The sequence below is a fragment of the Nocardia higoensis genome (assembly GCF_015477835.1).
Taxonomy (GTDB): Bacteria; Actinomycetota; Actinomycetes; order Mycobacteriales; family Mycobacteriaceae; genus Nocardia; species Nocardia higoensis_A.
Window position 1 is genome coordinate 2,423,728 of the sequence record NZ_JADLQN010000001.1, and the last position, 17,260, is coordinate 2,440,987.

Annotated in this window: 13 protein-coding genes and 1 tRNA gene; 9 read left to right on the top strand and 5 right to left on the bottom strand. The window is 68.9% G+C overall.

The genetic code is table 11. From position 1 onward, the window contains the following. Positions 1-68 precede the first annotated feature (68 nt). Positions 69-1,166: a DoxX family protein gene (locus IU449_RS11015; protein WP_195001722.1), complete on the top strand. Its 1,098-nt coding sequence runs from the start codon at positions 69-71 to the stop codon at positions 1,164-1,166. Positions 1,167-1,174: 8 nt separating this feature from the next. Here IU449_RS11015 and IU449_RS11020 read toward each other — a convergent pair whose 3' ends face one another. Further along, positions 1,175-1,771, bottom strand: a complete 597-nt coding sequence (locus tag IU449_RS11020) for a helix-turn-helix domain-containing protein (protein ID WP_228804423.1) — start codon at positions 1,769-1,771, stop codon at positions 1,175-1,177. A 75-nt stretch (positions 1,772-1,846) separates the two neighbouring features. On the opposite strand from IU449_RS11020, the gene IU449_RS11025 reads away from it, so the two are divergent. After that, positions 1,847-2,839: an NAD(P)/FAD-dependent oxidoreductase gene (locus tag IU449_RS11025; protein WP_195001724.1), complete on the top strand. Its 993-nt coding sequence runs from the start codon at positions 1,847-1,849 to the stop codon at positions 2,837-2,839. A gap of 252 nt (positions 2,840-3,091) precedes the next feature. On the opposite strand, the gene IU449_RS11030 is transcribed toward IU449_RS11025, so the two are convergent. Then, positions 3,092-3,907, bottom strand: a complete 816-nt coding sequence (locus IU449_RS11030; protein WP_195001725.1) for an amino acid-binding protein — start codon at positions 3,905-3,907, stop codon at positions 3,092-3,094. Positions 3,908-4,267: 360 nt separating this feature from the next. On the opposite strand from IU449_RS11030, the gene IU449_RS11035 reads away from it, so the two are divergent. The 4 genes from IU449_RS11035 (at position 4,268) to IU449_RS11050 (ending at position 9,151) form a co-directional block, all read left to right on the top strand. Continuing rightward, entirely contained in the window at positions 4,268-5,524 is a 1,257-nt protein-coding gene (locus IU449_RS11035; protein WP_324188180.1) for a cytochrome P450, read from the top strand. 153 nt (positions 5,525-5,677) lie between these two features. Continuing rightward, a complete protein-coding gene (locus IU449_RS11040) occupies positions 5,678-6,988 on the top strand; it encodes a cytochrome P450 (RefSeq protein ID WP_416382127.1) in 1,311 nt (436 codons plus the stop codon). Beyond that, entirely contained in the window at positions 6,981-8,222 is a 1,242-nt protein-coding gene (locus IU449_RS11045; protein ID WP_195001726.1) for a cytochrome P450 family protein, read from the top strand. Before IU449_RS11040 ends, IU449_RS11045 begins: the two co-directional genes overlap by 8 nt. Before the next feature lie 125 nt (positions 8,223-8,347). Beyond that, entirely contained in the window at positions 8,348-9,151 is an 804-nt protein-coding gene (locus IU449_RS11050; protein ID WP_195001727.1) for a nuclear transport factor 2 family protein, read from the top strand. Between the two features lie 353 nt (positions 9,152-9,504). Here IU449_RS11050 and IU449_RS11055 read toward each other — a convergent pair. Next, positions 9,505-9,578, bottom strand: a tRNA-Met gene (locus IU449_RS11055). A 510-nt stretch (positions 9,579-10,088) separates the two neighbouring features. On the opposite strand from IU449_RS11055, the gene IU449_RS11060 reads away from it, so the two are divergent. Beyond that, positions 10,089-10,631: a transglycosylase family protein gene (locus tag IU449_RS11060; protein WP_195001728.1), complete on the top strand. Its 543-nt coding sequence runs from the start codon at positions 10,089-10,091 to the stop codon at positions 10,629-10,631. A gap of 87 nt (positions 10,632-10,718) precedes the next feature. On the opposite strand, the gene IU449_RS11065 is transcribed toward IU449_RS11060, so the two are convergent. Further along, positions 10,719-13,706, bottom strand: a complete 2,988-nt coding sequence (locus IU449_RS11065; protein ID WP_195001729.1) for a UPF0182 family protein — start codon at positions 13,704-13,706, stop codon at positions 10,719-10,721. 210 nt (positions 13,707-13,916) lie between these two features. Here IU449_RS11065 and IU449_RS11070 point away from each other — a divergent pair, with 210 nt between their 5' ends. Next, entirely contained in the window at positions 13,917-14,501 is a 585-nt protein-coding gene (locus tag IU449_RS11070) for a PPA1309 family protein (protein WP_324188181.1), read from the top strand. 18 nt (positions 14,502-14,519) lie between these two features. Here the strand turns inward: IU449_RS11070 and IU449_RS11075 are convergent, their stop codons facing one another. Continuing rightward, the gene (locus IU449_RS11075; RefSeq protein ID WP_195001730.1) at positions 14,520-15,545 is read right to left on the bottom strand and encodes a PDZ domain-containing protein; all 1,026 of its coding nucleotides are present in this window, start codon (positions 15,543-15,545) and stop codon (positions 14,520-14,522) included. A gap of 107 nt (positions 15,546-15,652) precedes the next feature. Here IU449_RS11075 and IU449_RS11080 point away from each other — a divergent pair, with 107 nt between their 5' ends. Then, entirely contained in the window at positions 15,653-17,089 is a 1,437-nt protein-coding gene (locus IU449_RS11080; RefSeq protein WP_195001731.1) for a zinc-dependent metalloprotease, read from the top strand. Positions 17,090-17,260 lie beyond the last annotated feature (171 nt).

Genomic DNA, 17,260 nt, shown 5'->3' on the forward strand with positions numbered 1-17,260 from the left:
GTGTGTTTGACAGGTCCGGACCAGGGAATCCGCCCCGGGATAAACCACCGAGGAAGGGGTGACGTTCCATGTTGCTGCGCCGACTTGCCCGACCGCTGCTGGCGACCGCTTTCGTCTACGACGGGGTCGACACGCTGATGAACCCCGAGCCGCGCGCCAAAGCCGCGGCCGCGCTTCCCGAGAGCGTGGCGAGCAGGCTGCCCGCCGACCCGGACACCGTCATCAAGGTCAACGCCGTAGCGCAGGTCTCCGGCGGTGTGCTGTTGGCGCTCAACAAGGCACCACGGTTGGCTTCGATCGTGCTGGCCGCTTCGGTGCTGCCTTCGACGGTCACCCAGCAGAACTTCTGGGCCGAGCCGGACCCGGACAAGAAGCTCGCCAAACGCACGGCGTTCCTCAAGGACGTGAGTCTGCTCGGTGGCCTGCTCATCGCCGGGGCCGACACCGAAGGCAAGCCGTCGCTCGGCTGGCGCGGGAAGCGGGCCGCCCGCAGCGCCGCCGCCACCGTCTCCGCCGCCCTGCCCTTCGGGGCGAGCGCGAGCGCGGGCACCGGGGAGGCGCTGCAGCACTACGCGCACGACGCCGCCGAGCGGGCGAAGGAACTCGGCACGGTCGCCGCGGCCAAAGGATCCGAGCTCGCCGAGACCGTCCAGACGCACGGCCCCGAATGGGCCGCGGCCGCCAAGGAGCGCGGCGCGGCCCTGGTCGGCGTGGCGAAGGAACGCGCGGTCCCGTTGGCCGAGACCGCCAGGGAACGCACCGCACCGCTGGCGCTCACCGCCAGGGAGCGTGGGGCGGAATTCGCCGAAGTCGCCAGGCATCGTGGCGCCGAACTGGCCGAGGTGGCCAGGCATCGCGGCGCCGAACTGGCCGACGTGGCCAAGGAACGCGGCGCCGAACTCGGCGACCGCGGCAAACATCGCGGCGCGGAACTGGGCAGCCTGGCCAGGCACCGCGGCGCCGGGCTCGCCGAGGTCGCCAAGGAACGCGGCGCCGAACTCGGCGACCTGGCGAAGCATCGCGGCGCGGAACTGAGCGACCGCGCCAGGCACCGCGGCGCCGCGCTCGCCGACGTGGCCAAGGAACGCGGCGCCGAACTCGGCGACCGGACGAAGCGACGGGCCGGTGGCACCAAGCGACGGGGGAGCTTGTTCGGACGCGGCTGAGTCGGGGGCTACTCCTGGGCAGCAGGGCGAGCGCGCAGATGGGCGCGCTCGCCCTGTTTGCCGAACAGGCTCAGAAACTCGACTGGATGCTCGTCGGCGGCGCCGAACCAGTGCGGCACCCTGGTGTCGAATTCGGCGGCCTCACCGGGGGCCAGAATCAGATCGTGCTCACCGAGGACCATCCGCAACCGGCCGTTGAGCACGTAGAGCCATTCGTAGCCTTCGTGGGTCTTCGGTTCCGGTACGCGCCTGTCGCTGCCCGCGGGGATGACCAGCTTGTAGGCCTGGATGCCGCCTGCGCGCCTGGTCAGCGGCAGCATCGTCATCCCGAAACGGGTGACCGGACGCAGGTGGATGCGCGGGTCGCCGGTGGGCGGTGCGCCGACCAGTTCGTCCAGGGTCACGCCGTGGGCCCTGGCCAGCGGCAGCAGCAGTTCGAGGGTGGGCCGGCGGGTGCCCGATTCCAGCCGTGAGAGCGTGCTCACCGAGATCCCGGTGGCCGCCGACAGGTCGTTCAACGTGGTCTCGCGTTGCTTGCGCAGCGCACGCAGCCGCGGCCCCACGGCATCCAACGCGTGATCCAGATCCTCATCCACGGCATCCAGTTTGCCACATCGGCAAATTCAATTGCCGATTCAGTTCTCGATCCGGGACAGTCGACGACCGAGGAGGTGGTCGAGATGACCGGAAATGGACGAGGACCGTCGGCGCGGGAGACGGCCGGATACGACGTGGTGGTGATCGGCGGCGCGGCCGCGGGACTGGCGGGCGCACTGACCCTGGCGCGCGCCCGCCGATCGGTGCTGGTGCTGGACGCGGGCGCGCCGCGCAACCGCTTCGCCGACGGCGTGCACGCCCTGTTCGGGCTGGACGGGATCGCACCCGCGGAGCTTTTCGAGCGGGGGCGCGCGGATGTGCTGCGCTACGGCGGGCAGATCGAGTCCGGCGAGGTGGTGCGCGCCCACCGGACCGAGGCGGGCTTCGAGGTCACGACGGCCGAGGGACGGACCGTGCGCGCCCGCCGTCTGCTCGTGACGACGGGACTGGTCGACGAGTTGCCCGACATCCCCGGCGTGCGGGAGCGGTGGGGCCGCGACGTCGTGCACTGCCCGTACTGCCACGGCTGGGAGGTGCGCGACCAACCGATCGCCGTACTCGCGACCGGCGCGCACTCGATCCATCAGGCCCAGCTGTTCCGCCAGTGGAGCGAGGACATCGTGCTGTTCACCCACACCACTGAGCCTCCGGCGGCCGACAAGGCCGAAGAGTTGGCCGCACGTGGCGTACGGGTCGTGCCGGGTGAGATCGCCGGAGTCGTAGTGGAAGACGACAAGATCACCGGGGTGCGTCTGGTCGGCGGCGAGGTCGTCGCGAGGACGACGGTCGTGGTGGCGCCCCGCATGATGGCCCGGGCGGAGTTTCTGGCCGACCTCGGCCTGTACCCGGTCGAGCATCCCTCCGGCGCGGGAACCCACATCCCCGCCGACCCGATGGGCGGCGCGACCGCAGTCGACGGCGTGTGGGTCGCCGGCAACATCACCGACCCCGCCGCACAGGTGGGCCCTTCAGCGGCGGCGGGCGCGAACGCGGCAGCGCGGATCAACGCCGATCTGGTCGTCGAGGACACCGCGACGGCGGTCGAGGCGGCGCGGCGGGTCCGGCAGCCGATCTGACCGGCGGACCCTGGGCTCACCCGAACGACCCTGACCGACACCGGAGCGACCGCAACCGATCCGGGCCCACGGCGGCGCCGAATGTCGAGTGGACTCCCGCCCTGAACCCAGCCACGGCGGGGCGGGGTCCGGTTGGGTGCGACGGCACCGCCGGAGCGCGGGTTCCGCTCATGACTCTCGCCCGGCGGTGCTCCCCACCAGCCCCCGAGTGCCCGGTCGCTCGGTCCGCACGGGTCACCGACGCCCGGGCTGTCAGATCCGCCGCACCGAGGTCGCGAGATCACCGAGCCGATGCGCGCGTGCGGTTTCGGCGGGCGTGAACGGCTCGTCGGGCCGGACGAACCGCAGCACCGAATCGCCGTGCGCCAGGTCGAGAGTGGTTTCCGGCCGACCGGGCGGGCCGGGGTCCGTGCCAGGGGCGAGGTAGCGCGCGCCGAGCAGCTCGGCCACCGCCAGCGGCAGCTCGGCGGGATCCGCCGCGACTCGCGCGGCGATACCGAGCGCCTTGGTCTGGCCGTCGATCAACGTCAGCGCCGAGGCCCGCCACACCCCCACCGCATGTCCGCCCGCCTGGGTCAACAGTGCCTCCAACGCGCGCCTGCCCAGTTCCTCCGGCGCCGACACCACGAGTTCGTCGAGCACATCCGCTTCCAGCCGATGCACGTGCACCGCCAGGATGTTGACTCGCCGGTGCGCCAGCCGGGCGGTCAACGCCTCCAACTGCCCGGGCCGATCCGCCAGGCGCACCCGGATGCGCCACAGCGCGGGCGCGGCGTCGGCCGCCTCCCGGAACCGCAGTTCGCTCTTGTGCAGCCATCGGCCGAGCAGCCGCATGGCGGAGGGCTCGACCACCCAGATCACCAGGATGGTGGTGGTGACGGTCAGCAGCAGCACGGTCACCAGATACGGCGGATGCCATCGGATCACCGCCGCGTGCAGCAGCAGTTCCACCGGGAACACCGCGGCCAGTTTGGCGAGCGCGAGCCGGGTGCGCGGCGGATGCGGCAGCCGGCCGCACACATCACAGGCGATCGAATGAAGTCGCAGTCGTGCGGAAGTCGGCCTCATGGGGCGAGATTCGCGACCAGTCGTTTCCGCGGCCGTACTCTTCGGTAACACCGCGGTGAAGGACTCCGCACCACCCGCTGAACTGCGCCGATGCGGTCGTGAGAGCCGACACACCTGATGAGTCGCAGTCCGCTGCACCACATCTGCCGCCGGGTACACGAAATCGTGATAAAGGCGTGCGCCGATTCGGCGAGAACAGACCACTCGCGCTGTTACGGTTGCCCGGCCGATCACGGCCAGGGCGCATTCACCACACGCGATGCGCGGCGCAATCCGATTGACCGTTCTTGGAGACCGTTCTTGACCGAAGCATCACCACTGTCCCCGGCAGAGACATCCGCGCAGGCAGACGGCTGCCCCGTGCCCCACGCCTCCCCGATCGACACCGACGGTCCCCGAATTCCGCTGTATTCTCCGGAATTCGCCGTCGATCCCCACCATTTCTATCGCGAAATGCGGCGCAACCACGGCGCTCTCGCTCCGATCGATATCGCGCCCGGAGTGCCGGCCACCCTGGTGGTCGACTACGAGACCGCGGTGCGCGTTCTCAACGATCCCGACCATTTCCCCGCCGATCCCCGGATCTGGCAGCAGGGCATCCCGGAGGACTGCCCGGTGCGGCCGATGATGGCCTGGATGCCGAACGCCTTGCGCAGCAGCGGTGTGGCGCATCAGCGTTACCGGGAGGCCTTTGTCGCCGCCGTCGACGGGATCGACCTGCACACACTGCACGCCACCGTGGAACGAGTCGCGGTGCCGCTGATCAACGAGTTCTGCACCACCGGATCGGCCGATCTGGTCATGCAATACGCCTTCCCGCTCGCCTTCGAAGCGATGGACCAACTTCTCGGCTGCCCGGCCGACATCGGCAGGCGCCTGCCCGCGGGCATGGCGGCGCTGTTCGACACGGTGAACGCCGCCTGGGGCATGCAGACCCTCACCGAGACGCTGCTGGAACTGGTGCACCTGCGCCGCGCCGAACCCGGCGACGACCTCACCACCCGCCTGATCCGGCACCCGGCGAAACTCACCGACGAGGAACTGGTCGCGCAGATCATGGTCCTCTACGGCGCGGGCATCGAACCGATGCAGAATCTGATCACCAACACCCTGCTGCTCATGCTCACCGACGAGCGCTTCGGTGGCAGCATGCTCGGCGGCGCGCTGTCCACCCGCGATGCCCTCGACGAAGTGCTCTTCGACGACCCACCCCTGTCGAACTTCTGCACCAGCTATCCCCGTCAGGCCGTCCTGCTCGACGGCGCCTGGCTGCCCGCGAACCACCCGGTGCTCATCAGTCTCGCCGCGGCCAACACCGACCCGGCCATCCGAGGCGGCGACCGCACCGGCAACCGCTCACACCTCGCCTGGGGCGCGGGACCGCACGCCTGCCCGGCCCGCTCGGTCGCCTACCTGTTGTGCCAGGACGCCATCGACCAACTGCTCGACGCGCTACCCGAACTGCGCCTCGCCCAGCCGGTCGGTGAGCTGACCTGGCGCCCCGGCCCTTTCCATCGCGCCCTGGCCGCGCTGCCGGTCCGGTTCCCGCCTGCTCCCCGGCTGCCCGTCGGCGACCACGGCGGGTCGGCGCCCCCGCCGCGCGCAGGGGCGAGTTGATGCCGGGCGAATGTTTCACTGATCAAGCGTTTCTCGCATAACTGCTACCGTGAGACTTCGCCGATTTCCAGGACGCCCCCGCGCGAGACCGATCCACGGGACGCCCCTGGGCGGCAAGGAGTATTGCCGCAAGCCGAGCAGTTCTGTTCCACCATGGGAGACGTATTCTTGACCAACCCATCGATGTTCACCCCAGCCGCCGCGTCCTCGCAGCCCGCGGGCTGCCCCGTGCAGCACGGATCCCCGATCGACACCGACGGACCCCGCGTCCCGCTGCACACCCCTGATTTCGCCGCCGATCCACACCGCTTCTACCGCGAAATGCGCGATCGGTACGGGTCTCTGGCTCCGATCGAGATCTCTCCCGGTGTCCCGGCCACTCTCGTGGTCGGCTACGAGACCGCGGTGCGCGTCCTCAACGACCCGGAGCACTTCCCCGCCGACCCGCGAGTCTGGCAGCAGGGCATCCCCGAGGACAGCCCCATCCGGCCGATGATGGAGTGGTATCCGAACGCGTTGCGCAACTCCGGTTCCGCGCACATGCGCTACCGGCACGCCTACACCGCGGCCATCGACGGGATCGATCTGCACTCGGTGCACAGTACGGTCGAGCGTATCGCGGTCCCGCTGATCAACGAGTTCTGCACCACCGGGTCGGCGGATCTCGTGACGCAGTACGCCTTCCCGCTCGTCTTCGAGGTACTCAACCGGATGGTCGGGTGCTCGGCCGAACTGGGCACCCGAGTCGCCACCGGCATGGCCGCGCTGTTCGACACGGTGAACGCCGCCTGGGGCATGCAAACGCTCAGCGAGGCGCTGATGGAGCTGATCCACATGCGCCGCGCCGAACCCGGCGACGACGTCACCTCGAGGCTGGCCCATCATCCGGCCGAGCTCACCGACGAGGAGATGCTCGCCAACCTGATCAGTTTCTACGGCGCCGCCATCGAGCCGCAGCAGAACCTGATCACCAACACCCTGCTGCTGATGCTCACCGACGAACGCTTCGGCGGCAACATGCTCGGCGGCGCGCTGTCCACCCGGGACGCGTTGGACGAAGTTCTCTTCAACGACCCCCCGATCTCGAACTTCTGCACCAGCTACCCCCGCCAGCCGGTCCTGCTCGACGACGCCTGGCTACCCGCCCACCAGCCGGTGCTCATCGGCTTGACCGCGGCCAACACCGATCCCGCCATCCGCGGCGGCAATCGCACGGGCAATCGCTCGCATCTGGCCTGGGGTGCCGGACCGCACGCCTGCCCGGCCCGCTCGGTCGCCTATCTGGTGTGCCAGGAGGCCATCGACCAGTTGCTCGACGCCATCCCAGAGCTGCGCCTGGCCATCCCCATCAGCGAATTGACTTGGCGCCCCGGACCTTTCCATCGCGCGATGACGGCTCTTCCGGTTGAATTCCCTTCGTCACCCCGATTGCTCATGAACGAAGGAGATCCCTCCCGTGGCTGATACGACAGTCGAGCCGATCCCGCTGGATCTCACCGGCGCCGACATCCAGGGTGAGTCCGCGCGAATCCGGGCCCGCGGTCCCGTCGCGCTGGTCGCATTGCCCGGCGGGGTGCCCGCGTGGTCGGCGACCGATGCCACCGTGCTCAAAAACCTGCTCGCCGATCCGCGCGTGTCCAAGGACCCGCGGCAGCACTGGACCGCCTTCATCGAGGGCGAGATCACCCAGGATTGGCCGATGTTCTCGTGGGTGGCGGTGAACAACATGTTCACCGCCTACGGCGCCGATCACCGCAGGCTGCGCAATCTCGTCGCCCCCGCGTTCACCCACCGGCGCACCACCGCGCTGCGTCCGCGCATCGAGGCGATCACCGCCGAGCTGCTCGACGCGCTCGAGGCGACCCCGGCCGGCGCCGTCGCCGACCTGCGCGAAAGCTACGCCTACCCGGTGCCCATCCAGGTCATCACCGAATTGCTCGGCCTACCGGATCATCTCGGCCCCGGGCTGCGCAAGTGCGTCGACACCTACTTCGACACCTCGACCGGCCCCGAAGCCGCCATGGCCAACTATGTCGAGATGTACGGCCTGGTGACCGAACTCGTCACCTACCGCACCGAGAATCCGGGCGACGACATCACCAGCGTGCTCATCACCACCCGCGACGAGGAGGGCTCCCAGCTCACCGAGAAGGAACTCGTCGACACCTTGATGCTGACGATCAACGCCGGTCACGAGACCACCGTGAACCTGCTCGATCAGGCGATCGTCGCGCTGCTCACCCACCCCGAGCAGCTCGCCGACGCGGTCGAGGGCCGGGTAAGCTGGGCGGAGGTGATCGAGGAGACGCTGCGCTACCAAGCGCCGGTCGCCCATCTGCCGCTGCGCTACGCGGTGGAAGACATCCAGGTCGGTGACGTGACCATCGGCAAGGGCGAGGCGATCCTGGCCTCCTACGCCGGAGCGGGTCGCGACCCGCGGGTGCACGGCGAGACCGCCGACGAGTTCGACGTGCACCGGGAGAAGAAGGATCACGTCTCCTTCGGCCACGGCGCCCACCACTGCATCGGTGCGCCACTGGCCCGGCTGGAGGCCTCGATCGCGCTGCCCGCGCTCTTCGCGCGGTTCCCGAAGCTGGCGTTCGCCCAGGACCCGGCCACGCTGAAGCCGATCGGCAGCTTCGTCTCCAACGGTCACCAGAGCCTGCCGGTCCATCTGCACGGCGCGCCGCACAGCTGAGCGGCACCGACGAGGCGGCGGTGCCCGGGATACCTTTCCGCCACCGCCGCCGAACGGAGAATTAGAACTCGTTCTACTATGAGAGCATCCGGGACCGGCCCGGATAGCGATCACGGAGGACCGCCATGCCGCTGGAGCCGACCGCTGCGGACCTGCTGGCGGCTGTGCAGGCCTCCCCGCGTGCCGTCGCCGCCCACGACAAGACCGCGTGGGTGGGTTTGTTCGCCGCGCACGCCACCGTCAACGACCCGGTCGGCTCCGCCCCGCACCTCGGCCCGACCGCCATCGGCCGCTTCTACGACACCTTCATCGCGCCGAACGCCATCACCTTCCACGTCGACCGCGACCTGGTCGCCGGCCGCACCGTGGTCCGCGACCTGTCCATCGAGATCACCATGTCCACCGGTGCCACCGTCCTGGTCCCGATGCACCTGCGCTACGACCTCGCCGACACCGACGAGGGCCTGCGGATCACCCGACTGGCCGCGCACTGGGAACTGGCCCCCATGGTCCTGCGCCTGCTGCGCGCTGGACTGCCCGGGCTCGGCGCGGTCACCGTCCTCGGCCCCCGCCTCGTCCGCAATCAGGGCCTGAGCGGCGCACTCGGCATGACCAGGGCCCTCACCGGCGTCGGCCGCGCGGGCAAATCCGTCGTCGCCCGCCTGCTCGCGGCAGCCGCCGACACCGATCTCGCCGGCGTGCGCGAACTGCTCAGCAACCGGGCCGAGATATCCCTGCCCGCGGGCCACCGCATCTCGGTCGAGGAGTTCACCAACCGCGCTCGCAACATCCGCTGGGACAAGATGCTCGCCGCGGGCCGCTGGGTCACCGCCTCGATCGCGATCGGCTCCGCCCACGGCGTCGCCATGGTCGAATTCGCCCCGGGTTCACTGCATATCGTCCGCCTGGAGATCTTCCTCGATCAGTGAATCCGCGTGCGCATACGCGAGTTCGACTGTGGCGAAAGGGTTCCTGGAACCTGTCGCGACCGGCTGGGTGCGGCTGATCCCCCACTTGTCGTCAGCTCCTGTGAAAACCGCTCCGCAGCATCGATTTCCACGAGTCGGACACACTCCTCGCGGAGGTGAGCATACCGCCCCGACAGCGGGTCCGATGAGCTCGGACGAGCTGCCGCCGCGGCTGCCACAACGATTGCCGGGGAGCGACGATTACGCAACCGAAGACCGGGGGGCGGCGGAGTCGAGCCGACCGAGCGTGGCCGACCACTCGGAGACGAAAAAGGCTCAGGCCGGAGAGTTGAACTCTCCGGCCTGAGCCGTAGTAGCGGGGACAGGATTTGAACCTGCGACCTCTGGGTTATGAGCCCAGCGAGCTACCGAGCTGCTCCACCCCGCGTCGGTAACTGCAACATTACACACAGCCGTACACGAATGGCAAATCGCGCCCTCGGCCGACGTACGCGCAGGTCCGAGGCACGGTATCGATCGCGTGGGCGCGGTCGGTCGGAACCGCGCATCGGCACAAAAGGCGAAAATGCCATGTTTCACAATGCGGCGGAACGACCGGGCGCAACGAGCGTGATCGATGTCACTATTACGCAGTGATATCGCCCACATAACGTTTGGATAACTCACGCGACACGCTCTCCGATTTACACCACATAGCCAGGAAAAACGGCAGTATTCGATCTGTTTGTTTCACGAATAACCCCGCGTTATCAAGATGTGATCCTCCGAGATTGATTCGTTACCGTCGCAGTGCGGCCCGGATCAACCGAGACGGGCCAGCCTCGGATCGTCGAACACCGGCAACCCTGCCCCACGACCCGAGGAACCCCGAACCTCCCGGGGGCAGGGACCCGGTGGCGACATGCCGGGCCGGCGGGCGCGGGGAGGGAAACTCACCATGACAAAGAACCGGAAGATCAGCACTCGCGCTCTCGGCCTCGTCGCCGCAACCGGCGCCTTTGCCGCCATCCCGTTCGGACTGTCCACCGCTTCCGCCTCCGCCGCGTCGCACAACTGGGACGGCGTCGCGCAGTGCGAGAGCGGCGGCAACTGGGGAATCAACACCGGGAACGGCTACTACGGTGGCCTGCAGTTCTCGCACAGCACCTGGGTCGCCAACGGTGGCACCGGCTACGCCCACAACGCCAGCAAGCAAGAGCAGATCCGGGTCGCCGAGAACGTTCTGAAGACCCAGGGCGCGGGCGCCTGGCCGGTGTGCGGTCAGTACCTGACCAGCGCGCCGGAGCCGGCACCCGCACCAGCGCCGGAGATCGCCCCGCTGCCCGACCCCCTGCCCGCCGTCCCGGATCAGAGCCGCGCGGTCTTCGAGCAGGTCGAGCGAGCCGCAGGCGAGCTGGCCGCGCAGTACGGCGTGGACGGCCAGTACCGCCAGATGCTCGAGCAGCACGGCGGTCTGATCGCCGGCGTGCTGGGTCGCTGACCCGTAGCCCCTGAGACCTTCCTGTCACAACAGCAAGCGGCGCCGTCGTCAACGGAGACGACGGCGCCGCTTGCTGTCTGCGGGGCCTTACCGGCCGGCGTCCTGGTAGGCCTGCACCGCTACCTCGAGTTCTTCCAGCGCCCTGCCGAAGTCCTCGAAGTTGCCGCTGCGCATGGCGTTGCGGACGGCTTCGATCTTGCGATCGAGCTCGGCGGCCGCCGCCTCCTTACCCGTCGTCCCGGTGGGCGGCGGGGTGGTCTGCGGCTGCGGCTCGCCACCATCGACGGGCGGCTCGACCTCGACCACCGGCGGCGCGGTACCCGGACGCGGCCTGGTCGCCGGATCGCCGCCCGGCGGAGTCGCGAGCGCGCCCGCACCGGGGATCACCTGATTCAGTGCCTCGGCGAGAGTGGAGGCATAGCCCACCTTGACGCTGCCCGCCTGATCGCGGTAACTCACCAGCACGCGCAGCAGCTGCGGGAAGGTCGCCGTGTTCGGGCCGGTGTTGCGCTCGTTGTAGAACGGCTCCACGTAGAGGATGCCGCCGTCGGCGATCGGCAGGGTCAGCAGATTGCCGTATCTGATCTTGTTCGAGTTGGACAGCAGGGTCTTCTCCTGGGAGACCTGTGGCGCTGTCGTCATGGTGTTCTGCGTCTGCTGTGGACCCTGGGTCTGGGTGTCGGTCGGCAATCGCAGGATGGTGAACTTGCCGTAGTTCTCGGGATCGGAGCGCACCGAGATGTAGGCCGACAGGAACTGCCGGTTGTAGCCGACCATCGCGCTGGTCAGGTTGAAGACCGGCTCGTTGGTCTCCTTGTCGCCGAGCAGCACGTAGTACGGCGGCTGGTTGAAGCTGCCGCCCTCGATCGTGGGATCGGCGGGCACCGACCAGAACGCGTTGTTGGTGAAGAACTCGCGCGGGTTGTCCACGTGGTACTTCGTCAGCATCTCGCGCTGGACCTTGAACAGATCCTCCGGATAGCGGAAGTGCGCCCGCAGTTCCGCGCTGATCGCGCTCTCCGGCTGCACCGCGTCCGGGAACACCCCGCGCCATGCCTTCAACACCGGATCGGTCGAGTCGACCTCGTAGAGGGTGACGGTGCCGTCGTAGGCGTCGACGGTCGCCTTGACCGAGTTGCGGATGTAGCTGACCTCCTTGCGGGGCAGCAGACGGCCGGTCTTCTTGTCGATGCTGTCCTCGACCGCACCCTCCAGCGAAGTCTTCTGCGCGTACGGGTAGTTGTCGAGGGTGGTGTAGGCGTCGACGATCCAGACGATGCGCCCGTCGACCACCGCGGGGTAGGCATTGCCGTCGGCGGTCAGCCACGGCGCGACCTTCTGCACGCGGTCACGCGGGCTGCGGTTGTAGATGATCTTGGAGTCCTCGCCGATGGCCTCCGAGAACAGGATGTTGCGCTCGGCGTACTTGGCGGCGAAGGCCAGTCGGTTGAACCAGTTGCCGATCGGCACCCCACCCGCGCCGGTGTAGGTGTACTGGGCGGTGTCGGAGTCGTACTCGCGCGGCGCCTGGCTCTCCGTCGCTCCGACGATGGCGTAGTCGGGGTCGGACTGCGAGATCAGCTCGCCGTAGTAGACGCGCGGCTGATCGACCTCGATGACCTGGCTGTCCTTCGGAGTGAACAGGTCGCTCACCATGAAGATCGGATAGCCGGAGTCCGACGAGCCACCGGTGACGCCCGCGTCCTCGGATTGCGGCTTGTTGACACGGTTCGCGGGCGCGGCCACGAAGCCGTTGCCATGGGTGTAGACGGTGTGCTTGTTGATCCAGTCCGTCTGGTTGCCGGTCAGCGCCGCGGGCGAGAGTTCGCGCGCGGCGACGATGAAGTCCTGGATCTGGCCGTTGATCTCGTAGCGGTCGATGTCGAGCGACTCGGGGAAACCGTAGAAGTTCTTCAGCTGACGCAGCTGGGTGAACGTCGGCGACAGGATGTTCGGGTCGAGCAGGCGAGCGTTACCGATGGTGGCGGCGTCGACCGGGACCTGCAGCGGGTTCTTGGCGCTCTCCCCCTTGTAGTCCTGATACTCGATCCGGTCGGAGGTGATGCCGAAAGCCTGCCTGGTCGCCGCGATATTGCGCTCGATGTACTCCGACTCCTTGTCGGCGGCGTTCGGGCGCACCGAGAACTGCTCGATGACCAGCGGATACACCGCGCCGACCAGAATCGAGGAGAGCACGAGCAGCGCCGCGGCCATCGCGGGCACCCGCAGATCACGCAACACCACGCCCGCGAAGAAGGCCAGCGCGCAGATCACCGCGATAGCGAGCAGGATCAGTTTGGCGGGCAGCACGGCGTTGATGTCGGTGTACGAACCGCCGTAGAAGGTCGGTTCCTTGCGCGAACTCGACAGCAGGTCGTAGCGGTCGAACCAGTAGGCGATCGCCTTGAGCAGCACGAACACACCGGCGATGACGGCCAGCTGGATGCGCGCCGGGCGGGTGAGCAGGCCCTCGCGGCCGGTCAGGCGCAAGCCGCCGAAGATGTAGTGGGTCACCAGGTTCGCGAAGAAGGCGATGACCACGGCGACGAACATCCAGTTCAACACCATCCGGAAGAACGGCAGGTCGAACGCGTAGAAGCCGACGTCGAGACCGAACTGCGGGTCCTTCTCCCCGAAGTCGCCGCCGTTGAGGAACAGCTGCGTGGTCACCCAGTTGGACTGCGCGACCAGACCGGACAGCACGCCGAACAGCAACGGTATGCCGATGCCGAAGGTCTTCAGCCTGCCCGTCACGGTGGCGCGGTAGCGCGCGATCGGGTCGTTGGGGCCGGCGGGCGGCAGGAACATCGGCCGCGTGCGGTAGGCCACCAGCAACGCCAGCCACACCGCCACGCCGACGAACAGCCCGACCGCGAAGAACAGCGCGATGCGGGTGCCAAGCACCGTGACGAACACCTCACGGAAGCCGACCTCACCGAACCACAACCAGTTCGTATAGGTGTCGGTCAGTCGAGGACCGAACAGCAACAGTGCAGCCAGGACGACAGCCGCCACCAGCAGCACACGGCTGCGTCGCGTCAGCGAAGGTAAGCCGGTTGGGGGCCGCATGCCCACGATGCCACTCTCCAGGTGTCCGGCGGCTCCCCGCACCTGTTCGGGGCGGGACGCCGCAGTCCGATGTTGCGGTCCGGTCCACAGAGACCTTTCGCGCCCACTCTACGGAAACGGACATTACAACGCCGGACGGGTCGTGACCGGCGACTCCGGCAACCCTTTTGCACCGGGTCTGCCGCGCGCGTCGCGAGCGGGTGAAAAGATGGCCGGGTGACCGCAGATCTGCACGCCGAACTCGTCCTGTCCCGCGCCGTCCGAGAGGTGGCGGAGTTCGCCGACGGCGAGGGATGGGGCAGACCGCCGCAGATGTTCGCGCTGGTGCCGACCGCCGATCTGGTCGCCGCCGAACCCAGCCTGCTCGACGAGATCGACCAGGGCAACGAGCTCACCCCGATCGCGCAGGAGCCGCTGCCCGAGGACATCACCGGCGGCTCGATCGCTCTCGACGAATTCCTGGCGACCACCACCTGGCCGCCCGCCGTGCGCGGCTGCGTGCTGGTGCAGGAGATCGTGGTACTGCCGCCGGACGCGGAGAGCGCCCTCGACGACGCGCTCGGCCCGCTGCTGGCCGATCACGAGGCCGCCGACGCCGCCGGGCGCGCCGCCGCGCTGGAACATCCGCAGCGCCGCTCGGCCCGGCTGTTCGCCGCGGTGTTGCGCGAGGGCGTGTCGCTGTCGCTGCTGCAACTGCGCCCCGACGACGACGCCGACGATTTCGGCGATCTGGATCTGCGGACCTACCCGAACCTGGCGTCCAATGTCATCGAAGCCTTGCACCACACGCTGACCGACTGAACCGGTCGGGAGCAGCGCTCAGCCGCAACTGGGCGCTTCCTGGCCAGCGTTGATGGCCGACAGCGACTGCACCGCGCCGTCGAGGGTCTCCACCTTCACCAGCCGCAGTCCCTCGGGAACCCGCTGCCGTGCCTCGTTGCAGTTGGCGGCGGGCACCAGGAAAGTCTCCGCGCCCGCTTCCCTGGCCGCGATCATCTTGTACTGGATGCCACCGATCGGACCGACCTTGCCGTCGGTCTCGATGGTGCCGGTGCCCGCGACGAAGTCGCCGCCGCCGAGTTCACCGGGGCTGAGCTTGTCGATCAGGGCGAGACTGAACATCAGGCCCGCGGACGGGCCGCCGATGTCGGCCAGGTTGAAGCTCACTTCGACGGGCGGCCGCGCGCCGGTGCCGATGGTGACACCCAGTGCCGCCTTGGTCGCGTCCTCCGGATTGGTGCCGAGAACGAATTCCGAGGTGCGTTCGACGCCGTCGCGGCGATAGACCACGGTCAGCGGCGTACCCGGCGCGCGCGATGTGGTCTCGTGCACCACGTCGCCGGGCGTCTTCGCCGGGACACCGCCCACGCTGACGATCTCGTCGCCGGGTTCGAGCACGCCGCGCGCGGGACTGCTCTCGCCGATCTCACGCACCAGCACGGCGGTGGGCAGCTTCAGGTAGTTCATCGCCGCGACCTCGGCCGCGCTCTCGGAGTTGCGGAACTCCTGCTGATTGGACTGATCGATCTCATCGCGCGGCACCCCCGGCGGATACACCTCCGCGCGCGGGACGAGGCCGTGCTTGCCGCTGGCCCAGAAACCGAAGGCTTCGTAGAGGTTCAGCCCGTCGCGCACCGAGACGGTGGTCATGTTCAGCTGCCCGGTCGTCTCGTCGAGCTCGGCGCCTTCGACCTCCACCACCGGCACACCGTCGTACTCACCGAGGGTGTCGAAAGTGGGTCCGGGCCCGAGCGCGACGAACGGCACGGTGAAAACGGTGCCGAGGACGCCCAGCAGCAGAACCGGTACGAGGGCGGCCAGCAGGGTGAGGATCCGACGATTCACCCCGCCCACCCTAGAGGTTTCGCTGTCCGCGTAATGGCGCGGCACATGCACCGATGCGGGCGGTGTCCCATGTCGTGGGACCGGGCCACCCGCGTAACGTGGTGGGTATGAGTGACTCCCCGTTCGGATTCTCGAACCGCGACGATGACGACGACGCGCGCAGGCGCGGCGAGGAGCCTTTCGGTCCGGGTGCGAACAATCCGTTCGGGTTCGCCGTCGGCGGACCGGGTGGCGCGGGCTTCGATCCCGCCCAGCTCGGCCAGATGCTCACCTCGCTCGGCCAGATGCTCAGCGGCATGGGCTCCCCCGGCGGGGGACAGTCCGGCCCGGTGAACTACGACGTCGCCAAGCGTCTGGCCCGCCAGCAGCTGGGCAAGGATGTGGGCCCGGTCTCCCAGGGCGCGGTCGAGGCCGTGGCCGACGCGGCGCACCTGGCCGAACTGTGGCTCGACGGCGCCACCACCCTGCCCGCCGGCGCGACCAGGACTGTGGCCTGGACTCCGGTCGACTGGATCGAGAAGACCTTGCCGACCTGGCAGCGGCTGTGCGATCCGGTGGCCCAGCAGGTCTCCGGCATGTGGACCTCGCAGCTGCCGCCGGAGGCGCGCGAACTCGCCGGACCGATGGTCGGCATGCTCGGCCAGATGGGCGGCTTGGCATTCGGCTCGCAGCTCGGTCAGGCGCTCGGCCAGCTCGGCAAGGAAGTGCTGACCTCCACCGACATCGGCCTTCCACTCGGGCCCGCGGGCACCGCCGCGCTGCTGCCCGCCGCGATCGCGGAGTTCAGCGCCGGACTCGAACAACCCGAGAGCGAGATCCTGGTCTTCCTCGCCGCCCGCGAGGCCGCCCATCAGCGTTTGTTCGCGCACGTGCCGTGGCTGCGCCAGCAGGTGCTCGGCGCGGTCGAGGACTACGCCCGCGGCATCACCATGGACTTCTCGGCGCTCGAGGAGGCCGCGCAGAGCATCGACCCGATGTCGCTGACCGACCCGTCGAAACTCGAAGAACTGCTGTCGCAGGGCACATTCGAGCCGCAGACCACCCCCGAGCAGAAGGCCGCGCTGGAGCGGCTGGAAACGCTGCTCGCCCTCATCGAGGGCTGGGTGCAGGTCGTGGTCGGCGAGGCGCTCGGCGACCGACTGCCCGGTGCGGGCGCGCTGGCCGAGACGCTGCGCCGCCGCCGTGCGACCGGCGGCCCGGCGGAACAGACCTTCGCCACCCTGGTCGGCCTGGAACTGCGTCCGCGCAAGCTGCGCGAAGCCGCCGAACTGTGGCGCAGGCTCACCACCGACGCGGGCATGGAGAAGCGTGACGGCGTCTGGGCGCACCCCGACCTGCTGCCCGATTCCGACGACCTCGATTCCCCCGCCGGCTTCATCGACTCGGTGATCGGCGGCGGCGCGGACGCTTTCGACGACCCACTGGCCCAACTGGCCGAGACCGAGGCGCGCGAGCGGGCCGAACGGGAAGCCGAGTCCGACGCCGCCGAGGGAGATGTCCCCGGGAAGTCGCGGGAGCGCGGCGAGGGCACCGCCGAATCCTGAGCCACCGAGCCGTCCCCGGCGAACCGCAGGGGAAAGCGAACCGAGCCCGGCGGCGCCTCCGGGCCGCCGGGCTCGGCGCGGACGCCGCCGCAGGACACGCGCGAGTCCGTCGAATTGTCCTGTGCACAACCCGAAAAGCTGTGGATAACCAGGCTTTTCGCGCCACCTGCC

Bases quoted from the DNA above. Each gene is read 5' to 3' on its own strand.
- IU449_RS11030 (WP_195001725.1), bottom strand. From the start codon at position 3,907: ATGAGGCCGACTTCCGCACGACTGCGACTTCATTCGATCGCCTGTGAT.
- IU449_RS11080 (WP_195001731.1), top strand. From the start codon at position 15,653: ATGAGTGACTCCCCGTTCGGATTCTCGAACCGCGACGATGACGACGAC.
- IU449_RS11040 (WP_416382127.1), top strand. From the start codon at position 5,678: ATGGGAGACGTATTCTTGACCAACCCATCGATGTTCACCCCAGCCGCC.
- IU449_RS11025 (WP_195001724.1), top strand. From the start codon at position 1,847: ATGACCGGAAATGGACGAGGACCGTCGGCGCGGGAGACGGCCGGATAC.
- IU449_RS11060 (WP_195001728.1), top strand. From the start codon at position 10,089: ATGACAAAGAACCGGAAGATCAGCACTCGCGCTCTCGGCCTCGTCGCC.
- IU449_RS11050 (WP_195001727.1), top strand. From the start codon at position 8,348: ATGCCGCTGGAGCCGACCGCTGCGGACCTGCTGGCGGCTGTGCAGGCC.
- IU449_RS11015 (WP_195001722.1), top strand. From the start codon at position 69: ATGTTGCTGCGCCGACTTGCCCGACCGCTGCTGGCGACCGCTTTCGTC.